The sequence below is a fragment of the Fontimonas sp. FW305-C-3 genome (genome assembly GCF_058783185.1).
In genome coordinates this window covers 1,090,687-1,109,276 of record NZ_JBYSYK010000002.1, presented here as the reverse complement: position 1 = coordinate 1,109,276, position 18,590 = coordinate 1,090,687, and the positions used below count along the sequence as shown (strand labels likewise).

At 66.6% G+C, this 18,590-nt stretch carries 16 protein-coding genes; 7 read left to right on the top strand and 9 right to left on the bottom strand.

Going from position 1 to position 18,590, the window contains the following annotated elements:
* Positions 1 to 20: 20 nt before the first annotated feature.
* A complete protein-coding gene (locus AC3WUF_RS11435; RefSeq protein WP_492425559.1) occupies positions 21 to 653 on the bottom strand; it encodes a TetR/AcrR family transcriptional regulator in 633 nt (210 codons plus the stop codon).
* A 211-nt stretch (positions 654 to 864) separates the two neighbouring features.
* On the opposite strand from AC3WUF_RS11435, the gene AC3WUF_RS11430 reads away from it, so the two are divergent.
* From AC3WUF_RS11430 to tadA, 6 genes are all read left to right on the top strand, one after another.
* Positions 865 to 2,094 (top strand): efflux RND transporter periplasmic adaptor subunit, encoded by a 1,230-nt coding sequence (locus AC3WUF_RS11430; RefSeq protein WP_492425557.1) that lies wholly within the window; start codon positions 865 to 867, stop codon positions 2,092 to 2,094.
* Positions 2,091 to 5,294 carry an efflux RND transporter permease subunit gene (locus AC3WUF_RS11425; protein WP_492425555.1) on the top strand — a complete coding sequence of 1,068 codons (3,204 nt, stop codon included), beginning with the start codon at positions 2,091 to 2,093 and terminating at the stop codon, positions 5,292 to 5,294. The genes AC3WUF_RS11430 and AC3WUF_RS11425 overlap by 4 nt, the downstream gene beginning before the upstream one ends.
* A gap of 112 nt (positions 5,295 to 5,406) precedes the next feature.
* Entirely contained in the window at positions 5,407 to 6,135 is a 729-nt protein-coding gene (locus AC3WUF_RS11420) for an SDR family oxidoreductase (RefSeq protein WP_492425553.1), read from the top strand.
* Positions 6,129 to 7,547 (top strand): efflux transporter outer membrane subunit, encoded by a 1,419-nt coding sequence (locus AC3WUF_RS11415; RefSeq protein WP_492425551.1) that lies wholly within the window; start codon positions 6,129 to 6,131, stop codon positions 7,545 to 7,547. Before AC3WUF_RS11420 ends, AC3WUF_RS11415 begins: the two co-directional genes overlap by 7 nt.
* 95 nt (positions 7,548 to 7,642) lie before the next feature.
* Complete coding sequence (locus AC3WUF_RS11410) at positions 7,643 to 7,924, top strand: TMEM165/GDT1 family protein (RefSeq protein ID WP_492425549.1); 282 nt, start codon at positions 7,643 to 7,645, stop codon at positions 7,922 to 7,924.
* Positions 7,925 to 7,975: 51 nt separating this feature from the next.
* Positions 7,976 to 8,437, top strand: a complete 462-nt coding sequence (gene tadA / locus AC3WUF_RS11405) for a tRNA adenosine(34) deaminase TadA (protein ID WP_492425628.1) — start codon at positions 7,976 to 7,978, stop codon at positions 8,435 to 8,437.
* A 204-nt stretch (positions 8,438 to 8,641) separates the two neighbouring features.
* Here the strand turns inward: tadA and AC3WUF_RS11400 are convergent, their stop codons facing one another.
* Both AC3WUF_RS11400 and AC3WUF_RS11395 read right to left on the bottom strand, forming a co-directional pair.
* Positions 8,642 to 9,304: an ankyrin repeat domain-containing protein gene (locus tag AC3WUF_RS11400; RefSeq protein WP_492425547.1), complete on the bottom strand. Its 663-nt coding sequence runs from the start codon at positions 9,302 to 9,304 to the stop codon at positions 8,642 to 8,644.
* Between the two features lie 129 nt (positions 9,305 to 9,433).
* The gene (locus tag AC3WUF_RS11395; RefSeq protein WP_492425545.1) at positions 9,434 to 10,822 is read right to left on the bottom strand and encodes a phosphohexomutase domain-containing protein; all 1,389 of its coding nucleotides are present in this window, start codon (positions 10,820 to 10,822) and stop codon (positions 9,434 to 9,436) included.
* A 176-nt stretch (positions 10,823 to 10,998) separates the two neighbouring features.
* On the opposite strand from AC3WUF_RS11395, the gene AC3WUF_RS11390 reads away from it, so the two are divergent.
* Entirely contained in the window at positions 10,999 to 11,223 is a 225-nt protein-coding gene (locus AC3WUF_RS11390) for a hypothetical protein (RefSeq protein WP_492425543.1), read from the top strand.
* Between the two features lie 7 nt (positions 11,224 to 11,230).
* Here AC3WUF_RS11390 and AC3WUF_RS11385 read toward each other — a convergent pair whose 3' ends face one another.
* From AC3WUF_RS11385 to AC3WUF_RS11360, 6 genes are read right to left on the bottom strand one after another with little or no spacing between them, the layout of a single operon-like run.
* Positions 11,231 to 12,760 (bottom strand): mannose-1-phosphate guanylyltransferase/mannose-6-phosphate isomerase, encoded by a 1,530-nt coding sequence (locus AC3WUF_RS11385; RefSeq protein ID WP_492425541.1) that lies wholly within the window; start codon positions 12,758 to 12,760, stop codon positions 11,231 to 11,233.
* Positions 12,733 to 13,908 carry a mannuronate-specific alginate lyase gene (locus AC3WUF_RS11380; protein WP_492425539.1) on the bottom strand — a complete coding sequence of 392 codons (1,176 nt, stop codon included), beginning with the start codon at positions 13,906 to 13,908 and terminating at the stop codon, positions 12,733 to 12,735. Before AC3WUF_RS11380 ends, AC3WUF_RS11385 begins: the two co-directional genes overlap by 28 nt.
* Before the next feature lie 5 nt (positions 13,909 to 13,913).
* Positions 13,914 to 15,413, bottom strand: coding sequence for an alginate O-acetyltransferase AlgX-related protein (locus tag AC3WUF_RS11375; RefSeq protein ID WP_492425537.1), 1,500 nt, complete (start codon positions 15,411 to 15,413; stop codon positions 13,914 to 13,916).
* A gap of 13 nt (positions 15,414 to 15,426) precedes the next feature.
* Positions 15,427 to 16,077 (bottom strand): alginate O-acetyltransferase AlgF, encoded by a 651-nt coding sequence (locus AC3WUF_RS11370; protein ID WP_492425535.1) that lies wholly within the window; start codon positions 16,075 to 16,077, stop codon positions 15,427 to 15,429.
* On the bottom strand, positions 16,074 to 17,156 hold the full coding sequence (locus AC3WUF_RS11365) for an alginate O-acetyltransferase AlgX-related protein (protein ID WP_492425533.1): 1,083 nt from the start codon (positions 17,154 to 17,156) through the stop codon (positions 16,074 to 16,076). Before AC3WUF_RS11365 ends, AC3WUF_RS11370 begins: the two co-directional genes overlap by 4 nt.
* Positions 17,157 to 17,163: 7 nt before the next feature.
* Positions 17,164 to 18,588, bottom strand: coding sequence for an MBOAT family O-acyltransferase (locus tag AC3WUF_RS11360; protein WP_492425531.1), 1,425 nt, complete (start codon positions 18,586 to 18,588; stop codon positions 17,164 to 17,166).
* Positions 18,589 to 18,590: the final 2 nt, after the last annotated feature.

Sequence of the window (18,590 nt, the reverse complement as noted above, 5' to 3'; positions counted from 1 at the left end):
GAGGGAGCTACTGCAGTCGGTTATGCAACCGGCAGATGCGCCGCAATCAGCATCCTTGCCGTATCAGCCACCGCGCTGTCCGGCCCGCTCTGGCAGAACACCAGGCCGCTGACGTAAGACCCTTCGATCAACAGCACCAGCGCATCGCCGAGGCGGTCCGCATTGCGTGCGCCCATCTGATGACACATCTCGCGCAGGCGTCGGCGCTGCTCGGTCTTGTACTGAATGATGACCTGGCGGCCGGGGTGCTCCGGTTCCGGCAGCTCGACGGCGGCGTTGGCGAGCGGACAACCGCGCGCGTTTTCGACTTCGCAGGTGTCGTTCTGGAAGGCGTCGAACAGCGATTCCAGCTGCTGACGCGGATTGCCGGCGTGCGGGGTGACAACGCTGTCCCACCACTCCCAGAACAGGCGCACATCCTCGGTCAGGCAGGCGGCGACCAGATCGTCCTTCGAGGCGAAATGGCGGTACAGGCTCATCTTGGTCGTGCCGGCTTTGGTGGCGATCGCTTCGACGCCGACCTGATGGATGCCCTGGCGATAGAACAGCTCGCGGGCCGTCTCGAAGATCCGGTCACGGACACAAAGGCTGGCCAACTTCTCATCTGAAGTCAGCGAGTTGGGCTCCGGCGCGAACTGCGCTTTGGCGTTCATCGACATTCTCCTCTTGACACGATAGTGACCGGTCAGTATCGTCTGACCTAGGTGATACCGAACGGTCTAGTAACGTCGAGAATGATCGCGATGTTTCACCCCGATGTCAAGTCCATGAATTGTCAGGACTTCGCGGGTAGTTGTTGCAGAAATTCGACGGGTTGGGGGCGGGCCATTGGCCGCCTCAAGGCTACAAATTCGGAGTCACACGATGCGCAACGCCAAGATTGCAATCCTCGCCACTACTTTGTCCCTGCTCGGCGCGGGACTGCTCAATGCCTGCACCGATTCAGACGCTCAGGAAGCCGCCGCCGTCGCGCCGCCGCCGGAAGTCACCGTTTCGGAAGTCCTGGTGAAGCCGCTGCGCGACTGGGACGAATTCACCGGCCGGCTCGAAGCCGTCAACTCCGTCGACATTCATCCGCGCGTCGGCGGCTATGTGGAGTCGGTGCAGTTCGAGGAAGGCTCGCGGGTAAAGAAGGGCCAGGTGCTGTTCCAGATCGACCCGCGGCCATATCGCGCCGAGGTCAACCGGCTGGTGGCCGAGCAGCAGCGCGCCCATGCGCAGGTCAAGCTCGCAAAGGCCAACGGCGACCGCGCGCAGCGCCTGCTCGACCAGAACGCCATTTCGCGCGAAGAGTACGACCGCATCCTCACTGCCGCCGCCGCTGCGGCTGCGGATGTCGGCGCAGTCGACGCCAGCCTTGAAGCCGCGCGCCTGAATCTGGAGTTCACCCGCATCACCGCACCGATCGACGGCCGCGTCTCGCGCGCCAACATCACCGCGGGCAATCTGGTCAGCAGCGCCAACCTGCTGACGACGCTGGTGTCGGACGATCCGATCTACGCGTACTTCGATACCGACGAGCAGACTTACCTGCGCTACAGCAATCGCGAAGGCGCGAAGAGCGACAAGCCGGTCTACATGGGGCTCGCCAACGAAGAAGGCTATCCGCGCAGCGGACGCTTCGACTTCATCGACAACCGCCTCGATCCGCGCACCGGCACGATCCGCGGTCGTGCGGTGTTCGCCAATGCCGATGGCGCGCTGACGCCCGGCCTGTTCGCCCGCGTGCGTCTCGTCGCCGGCGAGCAGCGCGAGCGCGTGCTGATCGACGATCGTGCGGTGGGCGCGGACCTCGGCAAGAAGTTCGTGCTCGCGCTGAAGGCCGACAACACGATCGAGTACCGCACGGTGACGCTCGGTCCGGCGGTCGACGGCCTGCGCATTGTCGAAAGCGGACTGGTGGGCGGCGATGTCATCGTCGTCAACGGCCTGCAGCATGCCAAGCCGGGCGAAGCCGTCACGCCGATCCGCGCCGCGATGGGCGGTGAGCAGGGCCAGACCTTGAAGCAGGCGAGCAATGGCGGTGCCGTGATCGGCACTGTCGCCACAACCGTCGCGCGCAACAGCGGCGACAACGCCCGGAGCATGCCGTGAAGCTCTCGCAATTCTTCATCAACCGGCCGATCTTCGCCGGTGTGCTGTCGACGCTGATCCTGCTCGCCGGCCTGATCTCGCTGCCACAGCTGCCGATCAGTGAATACCCGGAGGTCGTGCCGCCGACGGTCGTCGTGCGCACCGCGTATCCGGGCGCCAACCCGAAGATCATCGCCGAGACGGTCGCAGGGCCACTGGAGCAGGCGATCACCGGCATCGAGGGCATGCTGTACCAGGCTTCGCAGGCGACCGCCGACGGCGTGATGACGCTGACGATCACCTTCAAGCTCGGCACCGACGTCGACCGTGCGCAGGTGCTGGTGCAGAACCGCGTCGCGCAGGCGCTGCCGAAACTGCCGCAGGACGTGCAGCGCATCGGCGTGACGACCGCCAAGGCGTCGCCGAACATCACCGTCGCGGTGTTCCTCTATTCGCCGGACGGTCGCTACGACCAGACCTACATCGCCAACTACGCCGCGCTGCGCGTCAAGGATGAACTCGCGCGTCTCGAGGGCGTCGGCGATGTGCAGGCCTGGGGCGGCGGCAACTACTCGATGCGCATCTGGCTCGATCCGGAGAAGGTCGCAAGCCGCGATCTGACCGCGAGCGATGTCGTCAACGCGATCCGCGAACAGAACATCCAGGTCGCCGCCGGCCAGCTCGGCGCGCCGGCTTCGGGCATCCGCGAACTCAACGACGGCTCGCCGCAGCCGAACTTCCAGCTCGCGATCAACACCCAGGGTCGTCTCGTCGAAGAGGCTGACTTCGAGAACATCATCGTCAAGACCGGCGGCGACGGGCAGATCACGCGTCTGCGCGATGTGGCCCGCATCGAACTCGGCTCGGACAACTACGCGCTGCGTGCGCTGCTCGACGGCCAGACGGCGGTCGGTATCGGCGTGTTCCAGCGGCCGGGCAGCAACGCGATCGCCATCTCCGATTCGGTGCGCGCGCGGATGGCGGAGCTGAAGAAGGACTTCCCGCAGGGCCTCGAGTACGACGTCGCCTACGATCCGACGGTGTTCGTCCGTGGCTCGATCAAGGCCGTCGTCAAGACGCTGTTCGAGGCGATCGTGCTGGTCGTGCTGGTCGTCATCGTGTTCCTGCAGAGCTGGCGCGCGTCGGTGATTCCGCTCATCGCGGTGCCGGTGTCGCTGATCGGTACGTTCGCGGTCATGCATCTGTTCGGCTTCGGCCTCAACGCGCTGTCGCTGTTCGGCCTTGTGCTGGCGATCGGCATCGTCGTCGACGACGCGATCGTCGTCGTCGAGAACGTCGAGCGCAATATCGAGAACGGCCTGTCGCCGTTCGCCGCGACCCAGCAGGCGATGAAGGAAGTCACCGGGCCGATCCTTGCCACGGCATTGGTACTGTGCGCGGTGTTCATCCCGACCGCGTTCATCAGCGGCCTGTCCGGCCAGTTCTACAAGCAGTTTGCATTGACGATCGCGATCAGTACGCTGATCTCGGCGTTCAACTCGCTGACCTTGTCGCCGGCGCTGTCGGCGGTACTGCTCAAGCCGCATGGCGCGGCGCCGGATCGCTTCCAGCGCGGCATCAATGCCTCGCTCGGCTGGTTCTTCCGGCCGTTCAACCGCTTCTTCACGCGCGCGTCGAACGGCTACGTCAGCTCGGTCAGCCGCGTCATGCGGGCGAGCGGCATCGCGCTGTTCGTCTACGGCGGTTTGATCCTGCTGACTTGGCTCGGCTTCGCGAGCACGCCGACCGGCTTCGTGCCGGAGCAGGACAAGCAATACCTGGTGTCCTACGCGCAGCTGCCGGATGCGGCGACGCTGGACCGCACCGAGCGCGTGATCCGCCGCATGGGCGAGATCGATCTGCAGACGCCGGGCGTCAAGAACTCGATCGCCTTCCCGGGCCTGTCGATCAACGGCTTCACCAACAGCCCGAACGCCGGCATCTCCTTCGAGTCGCTGGAGTCCTTCGACGAACGCCAGGGCAAGAACCAGTCGGCGTCGGAAGTCGCCGGTCAGCTGAAGAGCCAGTTCGACAAGATCCAGGATGCGCAGGTCGGCGTGTTCTCGCCGCCGCCGGTCGAAGGACTCGGCACGATCGGCGGCTTCAAGATGCAGATCGAGGACCGCGGCAACCTCGGCTTCGAGGAGCTGCATCGGCAGATGCAGAACCTGATCGCCAAGGCCAAGGAGCGTCCGGAGCTGAAGGACGTCTTCACCAGCTACCAGATCAACGTGCCGCAGGTCGCGGCTAACATCGACCGCGAGAAGGCCAAGGCGGCCGGCATCGCGCTGCCGGACCTGTTCGACACGATGCAGGTCTATCTGGGTGCGCTGTACGTCAACGACTTCAACCGTTTCGGGCGCACCTACCAGGTCAATGTGCAGGCCGAGCCGGAGTTCCGCCTCACCGCGGCCGACATCGGCAAGCTCAAGACGCGCAACGCGGATGGCGACATGGTGCCGCTCGCCGCCTTCGTCAGCGTGCAGGAAACCGCCGGGCCGGATCGCGTCATGCACTACAACGGCTACCTGACCGCCGATCTCAACGGTGCGCCGGCCGACGGCTACAGCAGCGGTCAGGCACAGGCGGCGATCGAGGAAGTCGTGCAGCGCGAGCTGACGAACGGCATGGCTTACGAATGGACCGACCTGACCTATCAGCAGATCCTCGCCGGCAACACGATGGCCTATGTGTTTCCGCTGGTCGTGCTGCTGGTGTTCCTCGTGCTCGCCGCGCAGTACGAGAGCCTGAGCCTGCCGCTCGCGGTGATCCTGATCGTGCCGATGGTGCTGCTCAGCGCGATCGTCGGCGTGCAGATCTCCGGCAGCGACAACAACATCTTCACGCAGATCGGCCTGATCGTGCTGGTTGGGTTGGCGTGCAAGAACGCGATTCTCATCGTCGAGTTCGCAAGGGATCGCGAAGCGCAGGGCGAGTCGACCTGGCAGGCCGTGCTCGATGCCTGCCGCCTGCGCCTGCGGCCGATCCTGATGACGTCGATCGCCTTCATCATGGGCGTCGTGCCGCTGGTGTTCAGCAGCGGCGCCGGTTCCGAGATGCGTCATGCGATGGGCGTCGCGGTGTTCTCCGGCATGCTCGGCGTGACACTGTTCGGCCTGCTGCTGACGCCGGTGTTCTACCTGCTGGCGCGCCGTCTGCTGCCGTCGCGCCGCGCGGCGGAAGCGATCGCCGATGCAGGCGAGCCAGTCCACTCTCACTAACGGAAACAGCATGTAGCCCGGATGCAATCCGGGTTCGCGCTTTCTCCACAGGCGCAGATCCCCGGGTTTCACCCGGGCTACGTGCCAACGAAAACAGAAACAGGAGCATTTCATGGACAAGATTGCATTGATCACCGGCGGCAACCGCGGCCTTGGTTTCGAGACCGCGCGCCAGCTGGCGCTGCAAGGTGTGCACGTCATCCTCGGCAGCCGCGACGGCAGCAAGGGCGTTGCCGCTGCGCTGCGTCTGCAGGGACAGGGCCTCGCCGCCGAAGGGCTGGAGCTCAGCGTCACCAGTTCGGCGGGCATCGCCGCCGCAGTGAAGCAGGTCGAGAAGCGCCACGGCCGCCTCGACATCCTCATCAACAACGCCGGCATCGTCGCCGGAAGTGCCGGCAGCCTGCCGTCCGCGCAGGGCGTCGATGTCTGGCGCAAGATCTTCGAGACCAACCTGTTCGGCCTCGTCGAGGTGACGAACGCCTTCCTGCCGCTGGTCAAGAAGTCCGCCGCCGGCCGCATCGTCAACCTGTCGAGCATCCTCGGCTCGATCAGCATCCACGCGACGCCGGGCTCGCCGATCTACGACTTCAAGGCCGTGCCGGCGTACAGCGCGTCGAAGGCCGCGGTCAACGCTTGGACCGTGCATCTCGCCTACGAGCTGAAGGACACGAAGATCAAGGTCAACGCCGCGCATCCCGGTTACGTGAAGACCGAGATGAACCATGGCGAGGGCGAGATCGAAGTCGGCGAGGGCGCGAAGACCAGCGTCGAGCTGGCACTGCTCGGTGCCGATGGGCCCAGCGGCTCGTTCTTCCATCTCGGCCAGGTGCTGCCGTGGTAAGCCTCCTGAAGACAGTTGCCGTCGTGCCGCTGGTGCTGACACTGGCAGCCTGCGCGGTCGGGCCCGACTACCGCGCGCCGACGCCGGCGCCGGTGGAGTTCGTCAACGCCGGCGAGGGCCTGAGCCCGGCTGCGCCGGAAGCCCAGTGGTGGCGGCAGTTCGACGACGCCGTGCTCGACAGCCTCGTGACGCGCGGGCTCAGCGCGAACCTCGATCTGCGTTCGGCGCTGGCCAGAGTCAGCGAATCGCGCGCGCTGTTCCGCGACGCGCAGCTCGACCAGTTTCCGACGATCACCGCCGGGGCGGCGCATCAACGCAGCAAGGCGCAGTTGGCCGGCGCCGACGAACAGCGCGTCGAGACCGAGATCAACCAGTTGGGCTTCGATGCCAGCTGGGAGATCGATCTGTTCGGTCGCGTACGTCGCGCGACCGAAGCGGCGCGCGCCGATGCGGAAGGGGCGGTCGCCGGTCTGCAGGATGCGCAGGTCAGCGTCGCCGCCGAGATCGCGCGCAACTATTTCGAGCTGCGCGGCGCGCAACGCCAGCTGGAAGTCGCGCGTCGCAATCTCGGCAACCAGGCCGAGACGCTGCGCCTGACCGAAGTGCGCTACGAGGTCGGCCGCAGTGCCGAACTCGATGTCGCGAGCAGCCAGGCGCGCTACTCGGCGACCGAAGCGGTGATTCCGCTGCTGATCACCGCCGAGCGCCGCGCCGCGTACCGGCTCGCCGTGCTGCTCGGTCAGCGGCCGGGCGCGCTCGATGCGGAACTGGCGCCGGTCGTCACGCAGCCGGGCGTTCATGAGCTGGCGATCGGCGCCGGCGACGATCTGCTGCGCCGCCGTCCCGACGTGCGCATCGCCGAACGCAATCTGGCCGCGGCGACCGCGCGCATCGGTGTCGCGACCGCGGATCTGTTTCCGCGCCTGAGCTTCAACGGCTTCCTCGGCTTCGTGTCCGGCAACGTCGGCAGCCTCGGCGAATCGGCGACGCAGGCCTGGTCGATCGCGCCGACGCTGAGCTGGGCGGCGCTCGATCTCGGCAGCGTGCGCGCCCGCATCCGCGGCAGCGAAGCGCGGGCGGAAGGCGCGCTCGCCGCTTACGAGCTGGCGGTGCTGCATGCACAGGAAGATACCGAGAACGCCTTCGTCGGCTACCGGCAGCAGCAGGCGCGGTTGGCGAGCCTGACACGACAGGCGACCGCATCGGGACGCGCAGCTGAACTGGCACGCATCCAGTACCGCGAAGGCGTCATCGATTTCCTGCGCCTGCTCGATGCGGAAAGCACGCTGCTCGAAGCCGAGGATGCCGTCGCCCAGGCCGGCACCGCGCAGCAACTGTCCGTGGTCGCGATCTACAAGGCGCTCGGCGGCGGTTGGGAAGCGGCGCCGGCAATCGTGGCCGCCTCCCGCTGAGCGCAGGAGGCGGGTGCTAGAATTCGCGCCGTTCCGAGCGAGCGGTTTTCCAGAGCCAGCGGCGCCGGTCATCTTCCCCAGTACCGGACCGCGCCATGGACCTGAAGATCTTCGCCACCGTGTTTGTCACGGTGTTCATCGCCGAACTCGGCGACAAGACGCAGCTGGCGACAATGTTGTTCTCCGCCGACAAGCCGACGTCGAAGTGGGTGGTCTTCGCCGGTTCGGCGACCGCGCTGGTTGTCGCCGCCGGCATCGGCGTACTCGCCGGCGGCTGGCTGTCGACCGTGGTCAGCCCGAAGCATCTGAAGCTGGTTGCCGGACTCGGCTTCGTCATCATCGGCGCATGGACGATGCGCTCGGCGTTCAGCGCCTGAGCGACGGACGCCAACGTGGACGCCGATAGCAGCACGATCGACATCGTCATGATGCGGCACGCGCTGCTGCTGGCGCGGCGTGCGCAGTTGCAGGGCGAGGTGCCGGTCGGCGCGGTCGTGACCTTCCAGGGACGCATCGTCGGCGAGGGCTGGAACCGGCCGATCGCCGAGCACGATCCCTCCGCGCATGCCGAGATGATCGCGCTGCGCGCCGCGGCGAAACGCATCGGCAACTACCGTCTCAACGACACGACGCTGTATGTGACGCTGGAACCCTGCGTGATGTGCGCCGGTGCGATCACCCACGCGCGCGTGCGTGAACTGGTGTTCGGTGCGAGCGATCCGAAAGCCGGCGCGGTGAACTCCGTCTACGACGTCATCGCCGCGCCGCGGTTGAATCATGTCGTGCAGTGGCGCGGCGGCGTGCTTGAGGCGGAATGCGGCGACGTTCTGCGCGCGTTCTTCCGTGAGCGGCGCGAGGCGAAGCGCAAGGGCTTGATCCAGGCCCCGTAGCGGTCTCTCGATACACCGCGTGCTTCGCGCGCGGCACTTGAGACGAACGGGGTTTATTTATGCCCGCCCGGCAAAACTGCGTTCGCATACAAACGTAGCCCGGGTGCAACCCGGGTAGCGCGCTTGCCGATGCCGGCATCTCCCGGGTTTCACCCGGGCTACGCGGGCTGTGCGCGTTCTTTCGTAAGCGGCGCGAGACCCGCCTCAGTTCCCTGCCAGATCCAGCAACGCCGCCGTGCCCAGATGGCCGCGCTCGCGCGCGATGTCGGAGGCGGTCTTGTTGTCTTCGGTGACGGCCATGCGATCGATGCCGCGTGCGAGCAGCAGCTTGCAGAGGTTTTCGAAGCCGCGCGATGCGGCGAGATGCAGCGCGTTGACCTGGCTGCCGCCGACGTACATCGGGTCGGCGCCGAGGCCGATCAGCAGCGGTGCGAGGCCTTCGCCGGCGGCGCCGGCAATTGCGGCGTGCAGCGGCGAGTTGGTCATCGGGTTGGTCGACGGCGCATTGATCGGTGCGCCGAGGCCGACCAGCACCAGCACCGCGTTGCGCGAGCCCATGAAGGCTGCCAGGTGCAGCGGCGTCCAGCCGTCGACGCTGTGCTGGGTCATGACGCCGGGATCGGCGGTGACCAGCACAGCGATGCGGGTGGCATCGTCGGCGGCGGCCGCTTCGAAGATGTCGAGCGGACGGAACGGCTTGAGCAACTCGACGATGTCGGCGGCGCCGTTGTACAGCGCGAACATCAGCGGCGACAGGCCGCCGGGCAGCGGATCGGTGGCCTGGCCGACGTCGCGCTCCAGTGCGGCCTTGGCGGCGGCGAGGTCGCGATCCTGGATCGCGTGCATCAGGGGTCTTACTTCGCTCATCGACGTCTTGCCCGGTCAGGTTCTCAGGGCGCGCAGCCTAACCGCGCCTGCGGGCGGACTCAAATTCCGGCGATCAGCGGCCCTCGCCCCGGCCCTCTCCCCGCAGGCGGGGAGAGGAAGAAGAGCGCATCAAGGCACCCGGTCGATCCGCGCGAGGATTTCGCCGGTCCTGGCCTGCATCAGCCCGACGTCGCCGCGCGCCTCGACGTTGAGGCGCAGCAGCGGCTCGGTATTCGAGCCGCGCAGGTTGAAGCGCCAGTCGCCCATGTCCATGCTGATGCCGTCGGTGCAGTCCAGCGCCCGCGCCTGGCTCTGGTAGTGGCGCTCGATGCTGCCGACGACTTTCTGGATGTCGTCGACCCGGCGGTTGATCTCGCCGCTGACCGGAAACTGCTGCATGCGCTCGTCGACCAGCTCCGACAGTGGCTTGCCGGTGTCGCTGATCAGTTCGGCGACCAGCAGCCAGGGAATCGTGCCGTTGTCGCAGTAGGCGAAGTCGCGGAAGTAGTGGTGCGCGCTCATCTCGCCGCCGTACAGCGCGTCTTCCTGGCGCATGCGTTCCTTGATGAAGGCGTGGCCGGTCTTCGACTGCACCGGGATGCCGCCGTTCTGGGTGACGACGTTGATCGTGTTCCAGGTCAGGCGCGGATCGTGGACGATGCGCCGGGTCGACGCGGCGTCGGCTTTGTCGAGCATGCGTTCTGCAAGCAGGCCGACGATGTAGTAGCCCTCGATGAAGCGGCCTTTCTCGTCGAAGAAGAAGCAGCGGTCGAAATCGCCGTCCCAGGCGACGCCGAAGTCGGCGCCGTTGGCACGCACCGCGCGGATCGTGTCCTCGCGCATCTCCGGCAGCAGAGGGTTGGGGATGCCGTTGGGGAAGCTGCCGTCCGGCTCGGCGTGGACGCGGATCAGCTCGAACGGCAGCTGCGGTTCCAGTGCGTCCAGCAGCGGGCCGACCGCGCCATTGCCGGCGTTGACGACGATCTTCAGCGGCCGCAGCCGCGCTGGGTCGACATAGCCGAGCAGGTAGCGCACGTAGGCGTCGCGATAGGACGTCGGGATCATCTGCGGCGGCGTCGATGGCGCGCGGTCCTGGCTGGCGCAGACCAGCGCTTCGAGGTCGCCGAGGCCGGAATCGCCGGAGACCGGGATCGCGCCGCCGAGCACCAGCTTCATGCCGTTGTAGTCGATCGGGTTGTGGCTCGCGGTGATCTGGATGCCGCCGTCGACGCCGGCCTGCTGGGCGGCCCAGTAGATTTCCTCGGTCCCGCACAGGCCCAGGTCCAGCACTTCGACGCCGCAGCGGTTGAAGCCTTGGGCCAGCGCGTCGAGAAGCATCGGCGAGCTGTGACGTACGTCTCGGCCCAGGGCGACCCGTTGCGGCGAGAATCGCGCGCCGTAGGCGAGGCCGAGCCGGTAGGCGAAGTCGGCATTCAGGTCGTCGCCGAGGCGACCGCGGATGTCGTAGGCCTTGAAGCAGGGATTGCGAGCGGCGGGTGTGTGGGTCTCGAGCGTCATGGAAGGGTACCTGCGCAAGCTGAAGATGAACGCAGTGCCGCCGGTAGCGTCAACGCTGCCGGTCGTCTGCGAGGGTCTGTGGAAGCCGTGCGCCCGACCCAGAATTGCTGCGCTGGCTGGGTCATGGATGGACGGCAGGACGGCACACCGCGGGACTGCGGATTGGAGGAGTAAACATGAGTCGCGAAAAGATGGAAGCGCTGTTGCAGCAGGCCGCCGACCGCGCTTTCGAGGCGCGTCGTCGCATCGAGAAGGCGGTCGACGCCGGCGAGCTGCCGACCTGGGTCATGGCCACCTGCGAGCAGTGGGAACGCGCCGCGTTCAGCTACGGCGCCACCACGGTGCTGCAGCGTCCGGTCCCGGTGCCGGCACCCGCCAACAACAGCGCGCTGTTGCACTGAAGCCGGCCTAGGCCGCGCGCGCCGCGGCCGCCAGCGGCTCGACGACCGGCGGCGGCGCTTCGGCGCAGTCCGGTTCGATGCGGCCGTAGACGTCCTCGAAGCGCACGATGTCGTCCTCGCCGAGATACGCGCCGGACTGCACCTCGATCAGCTCCAGTGGCAGCACGCCGGGATTTTCCAGCCGGTGCGTGGTGCCGAGCGGGATGTAGGTCGACTCGTTCTCCGAGCACAGGAACTCACGGTCGCCGCAATGGACCAGCGCCGTGCCGCGCACGACGATCCAGTGCTCGGCGCGATGGTGGTGCATCTGCAGGCTGAGCTTCTGTCCCGGCTTGACGACGATGCGCTTGACCTGGAAACGATCGCCGCCGGCGACCGTCTCGTAGTGACCCCAAGGCCGGTGGCAGCGTGCATGCTGGGTCGCTTCCGAGCGCTGCTGCTTGCGCAGCGACTCCACCGCGCCCTTGACCTCTTGCACACGATCGCGCGGCGCGATCAGCACCGCATCCGCCGTCTCGATGACCACGTGGTCGCTGACGCCGACCATCGCGATCAGGCGGCCGTCCGAGCGCACCAGGTTGTTGGACGAATCTTCCAGCAGCACATCGCCCTGCGTATGGTTGCCGGATTCGTCGCTGGCCGGCAGGTTGCCGAGGTAGGCCCAGGAGCCGACGTCGTCCCAGCCGGCGTCGAGCGGCACGAGCACGATGTCGTCGAGCTTCTCCATCACGGCGTAGTCGAGCGAGATCTTCTTGCATGACGCGAAGGCCTCGGCATTCAGGTGCACGCCGTCCTCGCTGTGCCGCGCCATCATCAGCGCCGCGTGCGCGCACTGGCTCAACGGCCGCTGCAGGCGATCCAGTTCGGAGAGGAAGCGGTCGACGCGGAACATGAACATGCCGCTGTTCCAGTAGTACTCGCCGCTGTCGATGAAGGCTTGCGCACGTTCGGCGTCAGGCTTCTCGACGAAGGCATCTACCTTGAAGTGCTCGCCCGGCTTGCTGCCTTCGGGCGGCGCACCGCGGCGCAGGTAGCCGAAGCCGGTCTCGGCACGTGTCGGCTGGATGCCGAAGGTGACGATGTGGCCTGCGGCGGCGAGCTTCTGAGCGACCTTCACCTTGGCGGTGAACTGCTCGATATCCTCGATGACGTGATCGGCCGCCATCAGCAGCACGATCGCGTTCTCGCCGTAGCTGGCCTCCGCGAAGTGCGCGGCCACCGCGGCGGCCGGTGCGGTGTCGCGGCCTTCCGGCTCCAGCAGCAGTGTCGACTGCGTGACGCCGGCTTCGCGCAGTTGGTCGGCAATCAGGAAACGATGCGCCTCGCTGCCGATGACGACCGGCGCGACGGCGCCTTCGAGTGAACGTGCGCGCAGCGCGGTGTTCTGCAGCAGCGTCAGATCGCCGTTGAGCGCGTGGAACTGCTTGGGATAGGCCTCGCGCGACAGCGGCCACAGCCGCGTACCGGCGCCGCCGGACATCAGGATCGGGACGAGGGCGGTTGCCGGCATCAGCGCCGGGCGAATGGGGATGTCCATGAGCTTACCTCCTGGGATGAATGGGATGCACCCGGACTCACGGCGTGAGTGCGGGCTTGTACGGAAAACAGGTCGGACACATTGCCGCCCAGACGGGTGCTGCTGATCGGCCGCAGCTTGTCGAGGCGCTTCTGCAGATCCTTGTTGCAGGGCGTGGTCCAGCAGTACGCCTCCATCCACGCGAACTTCGAGCTCTCGCCGAGCTCCGAGACGACCTGCTCGGAACCGGTCTTGTCCTCGAAGTCGTCGGGATCGTCGATGCCGGCGAGCACGCGGCCGACCAGGCGGTCGAGTGCGCGGTCGTTGTCGGCGGCGAGATCGAGGCCGTTGGCCTTGCCGAACGCGGCGATCATCGCGAGCGGCGTCAATGCATAGTTGTGGTAGTACAGCGCGCGCGTGTCGCGGGCGAGCTCGTTGGGCAGATAGCCGCCGGCGTCGATCTGCTTCGCGGCGATGTGATACTGCTCGACGGCCCAGTCGAACAGATCCTCGCGATCGAGCGCGACGCCGACTGCCATCACCGCCCAGGCGGCCCAGTACTCGTGGTTGTTGGTCTTCTTGATCGGCTGGTCGCGCCATTCGTCGACGACCTGGTCGGCGACGCGCGACATCCAGGCTTCGATCGCGCGGATCTTTTCCGCATCGACTGTCGCCAGCGGCCGCGACGGCGAGAACTTCAGCCGCACGTAGGACGAGGCCACGCTGCCGAGCGCCCATTTGCGCATCGACTTGCCGGTATGCGTCGTCGACTCGCCCTGCAGGCCGCCGGCGGTGCTCCAGCTGTGCAGCAGATTGATTGCGCAGTCCAGCGCCTGCGGCTTGCCGGCGCGCATGTAGTCGTCGACCTGCTTGCTGACGCCGCGCTCGAAAGCGGTGATCGACGCGATGCGCCGGCGATACTCCGCCTCGGCGACCGGATTGCGATCGTCGCGCGCCTTGTCGGAGCCTTCGAACTTGCTCGGAAAATCGAGCTTGGTCGTGAACGGCTGCGCATCCGCCGGGCAGTCGCGCAGATCCTTGCGGCCCTGGCCGACGGCGACCGCATAGCCCGGTGGCGGCTGCAGCGTCGCCGCCGTGCCCAGCGTGCTCCACAGGCCGGCGAGCAACAGGGCGGGCAGCGGCAGCAGATAACGGCTCAATCGTTTCATGGCGTTCACCGGCTCGCGGTCTGCATGCGTCTGGACGGCGTCGCGCGTTCGCAGAGCCGCGCTTCCAGCGTGCCGCTGCCGGGCGCGCCGGGCGGCAGCTCGACGTCCATCGACAGGAACGTGAAGCCGGCCCAGTCGCCGTCGTCGCGCAGCTCGAACAGGAAGCGGCCCTTGCCGTCGGAGTGATCGGTTTCCAGCGTGACGGTGTCGCGGCGGCCGTTGGTGTACCAGACCACCGCGTCGAGATCGGTGACCGCCGGATCGCTGAACTGCAGGTCGATCGTGTAGTCCTTGCTGCGCAGCTCGCGCACCTGGCCGTTGCCGTTGAACAGGATCTCGTTGCGGCCCGGCTTCAGCGGCCGCGTGTCCTTGAGTGCCACCGACTTGCGCTGGCAGCCGTCGTCGACCAGCGGAACCGCCTGCCGGTAGAACTCCGGATCGGAAATGTTGTGGTAAGCCTCGACTTCCCAGATCAGCACTTTGGGTGGCGTCTCCTGGAATTCGGCGCTGCGCATGAAGGCGAGAATCGCGCCGTCCATGCCGCCGCCGGGGATCGACGCGTTGATGATGTCGATGCCCAGCGCTTCGGACATGAAGCCGGAGAAGTTGTAGGTCGGATCGCTGTTGCTGGTGCCGACCAGAATCACCGGCGGGGCCGCGGACTCACCGAGCAGCGATGCGCCGTCGCTGTCGTCGAGCGGTTCGGTCGTGTAGGTGCGCACATACTGCGACGGCGAGTCGAAGCCGCAGATGCGCTCGGCCGCGCGGCTCAAGGTGCCGCGCTTGGCGAACAGCCCGGCTGGCTTGGTGACGAACTTGCGCTGCTCGAGCTGCTTGTACTGCGGCAGTTCGCGGATGGTCTCGGCGCTCAGCACCGCGGTGCGGCGCGCGCCTTCCGGCGTCCAGTGGTGGTCGGCCTTGAAGAAGAAATCCTTGCCGCTGCGGTCGTAGACCAGCTTCTCCAGATCCGGCACGACGATGCCGGCCGCGCGCAGACGCTTGAGCATGTTGACGTAGCTGAACTGCGCCAGCTCATGGTTGTAGTTGGCGCGGTCCACCTTCGACAGCTTCTCGCGATGCATGAGGCCACGCGGCGGCTGGATCACCATGACCAGCGTCACGCCCTTCTTCTTGAGCGCCTGGTTCAGCCGCACCAGGTCCTTCAAGCCTTCGTCGTCGGGGCCGAAGCTGATGCGCAGATCGTCGTCGGAGCGGAACAGCCAGCCGTCCTGGCCTTCGCGTAGCATCGTGAAGCTGCGCAGGAAGGACGTGCTGTAGCTGCCGGGGCTGGCGGCGGCCGGACACAGCTTGCAGCAGCCCTCGACCTCGAACTCGGGAAAGTCGGCGACTGCCGAAGCCGAGGTCATGTCGCCCATGGCCGGCTCGGTTGCCGACGCATGGGCGCTGTTCATCTGGGCGCCGACCAGCAGCAAGGCGATCAGCGTCATCCACACGGCGCACCAGCGCAGTGCGGTGACCGGTTCCGGCGTCTGGCGGGATTCCATGACGATCTCCGTCTCAGTTGGTCGCGTAGACCAGCTTCGGCGACGCGGCCGGTCCGATCGCGAACAGGCTCAGCGCCTTGCCGCGGTTGAGCGTCAGCGGCTGGGTATCGGCGATGCGCGTGTCGCCGGCGAACAGGGCGAGCTTGGCGCGCGCCGCATTCACTTCACGGGCACCGGAATTGTCGCGCTGCACCGGTTCGACCAGCGTGGTCTTGCCGTCGGTGGTACGCAGAGACAGATTGTTCTGGTCGGTTAGGTTGTAGAGGACGACCAGGGCCTTGAGGCGATTCTCATAACCGGCGTTCTCCAGCACGCGCAGGCTCTGGCCGTCCGCCACCGCGGTGTAGAAATGCCCGGCCTGCAATTGTGCCGACTGCGTCTGCGCACCGGCGACGATGTTCTGCGTGCCGGCCGGCAGGTACTCGAATTCGCTGACGCCCCAGGCGCCGAGACGGTCGACCGCCTTGTCGCCGACGCGGGCGTCGAGATCGCCGTTGGCACTGGCGTTGACGACGCGGACGAAGGCTGAGTTGGGCGGCGCTTCCGGTCCGTACAGCGCGGCGTCGTCGGCACGTGCCGGCTGCGGTTGCAGCGCCGAGATCAGGATCGCGGTGCCGAACGTCAGGGTGAGCAGGTCGAGCGGTTTTCTGCGGTTGCGGTTCATGCGGTTTCTCCGTGTGATGGTTTCTGTGTGGCTGCCGGTGCGTCTTCCATGGGCAGGTAGCGCACCGGGATCTCCCAGATCAGTACGCGGGGGCGTGGACTGTTCGAGTCCTGCAAGTAGGCCTCCATGGGCTTGAACGGCCCATGACCGGAATCGGCGAGGTTGAGAACGTCTTCATGCAGGCTTTCGCGCAGCGCACCGTCGAAGTTCCACAGCGGATCGGCGCTGTAGCTGGTGCCGACCAGCGCGACCTCCGCGGCAGGTGCATCGCCGAGCAGATCGACGGCGGCGGCCGCATCGGTATGCGTCGGCGCGAGGCGATCGAAGGCCGGCAGCAGTCCGGCGAAATGCGGCGCCAGCGGCAGGAAATTGATCAGGTCTCCGGAGTGGTCGCGTTCCGCTTCCGTGCGGCCGACGAATTCCTGCGGCTGCCGCGTGCCGAGGCCGGCCTGATTGACCTGCGCCGCGATCGCCTGCGCGGCGCAGCGCGCGCCGTCCGGCGTCCAGTGCGTATCGGTGCGCAGGAACACCGCGCGCTGCTGCTTGCAGGCGAGCATCGCGGTCTGCAGGTCCGCCGCGATCAGGTCGCGGGCACGCAGGCCGCCGAGCGCGCGTTCGTAAAGTCCGTCGTGCACGGCATCCGGACGATGATCGCCCTGATGCTCGGCATAGATGCTGGCCTTGGCCGGCACCAACGCGACGACCAGCATCGTGCCGCGCCGCGCGAGCTGCTCACGCACGTCGACAATCTGCTGCAGGCGCGTCTCGATCTGCGCTTCACCATCCGGCCAGCCGCGGAACTCCTCGAGGCTGTAGAGCCAGTCCTGGTCGCCGACGATGACGCCGCTACGGCCTTCGCCGAACGCCAGGTACTGGAAGGCCGCCCAAAAGTTGATGCCGAAGGTCTTGGCCGGAAAGATTTCGTCGTAGTGATCCTCGAACTTGCGTGCCGCTTCGCCGACACGGATCTCGGTGCCGGCCGGCATCGGCATCGGCTGCATGCGCAGCATGCTGAGCGCGCCGAGCACGAGCACGACAGCGAGGAACAGGCTGGTATGGATGACGGCGAAAGTGCGCATACGGGCCTCAGAACTGGAAGTACAGGAACGGCGAGTAGCTCTGCGCCGACAGGCGAAGCACGGCGAGCGCGAAGATCGGCAGCATCATGGCCTCGGTGATCGGATGGGCGATCACGGCAGCAAAGCGCGGCGACAGCGGCAGCGGCTTTTCGCTCGCGCGCCAGCCGCAGACGGCGACGACGATGTAGGCGACGATGAGCACCGCCAGCTGCAGGCTCGAGGTCTGCGCGGCCATCGGCGCGCTGAGGCCTTCGCTGTCGAAGCTGAACATCGCGCCGTAGTAGCTGAACGCGGTGCCGATGTCCGGCGCGCGGAAGATCACCCAGCCGATCAGCACGGCAAGGAAGGTCAGCGACCAGCGCGCCACGTTGAAACCATCGGCCTGCGCCTTGACGCCGGCCATGCGCTCGATGGCGAGCAGGCCGCCGTGCCAGAGGCCCCAGACGACGAAGGTCCAGTTGGCGCCATGCCAGATGCCGCCGAGCAGCATCGTCAGCAGCAGGTTGCGATAGGTCATCAGCGTGCCGTGGCGGTTGCCGCCGAGCGGAACGTACAGATAATCGCGCAGCCAGTTCGACAGGCTGATGTGCCAACGCCGCCAGAACTCGGTGATGCTCTGGCTGATGTACGGCTGGTTGAAGTTCTCCATGAAGCGGAAGCCGATCATCAGGCCAAGGCCGACCGCCATGTCGCTGTAGCCGGAGAAGTCGAAGTACAGCTGCGCCGCGTAGGCGAGCGCGCCGACCCAGCTGTCGACCATCGTCGGATTCTCCAGCGCGAAGGCCTGGTCGGCGATCGGCGCCAGCGTGTCGGCGATGAACACCTTCTTGACGAAGCCCTGCATGAAGCGCGTCGCGCCTTCGGCGAACTTTTCGACGGTATGCGTGCGGTTGGCGAACTGATCGACGACATCCTTGTAGCGCAGCACCGGGCCGGCGACGAGCTGCGGGAACAGCGCGATGAAGGCGGCGAAGGCGATCGGGTCCTGGGTCGCTTCGACATCGCCGCGATAGATGTCGACGATGTAGCTGATCGCGTGGAAGATGTAGAAGGAGATGCCGATCGGCAGCAGCACATGCAGCGCCGTGATCGGCGTGTTGCCGGTGACGCCGAGCAGCGCGTTGAGCGTGTCGATGCCGAAGTTGGCGTACTTGAAGTAGCCGAGGATCGACAGGTCGACGACGACGCCGGCAGTCAGCCAGCGCTTGGCGCCGGCCGTGCCGATGCCATTGCGCGCAATGCCGAGGCCGACCAGGTAGTTCCACGCGGTGACGCCGGCGAACAGCAGCAGGAAGTCCGCGCGCCACCAGCCGTAGAAGATGTAGCTCGCGATCAGGATGATCACGTTGCGCCACCGCGACGGGCTGGCGTAGTAGATCGCCAGAAACACCGGCAGGAACAGGAACAGGAAGACGTTCGACGAAAACACCATGG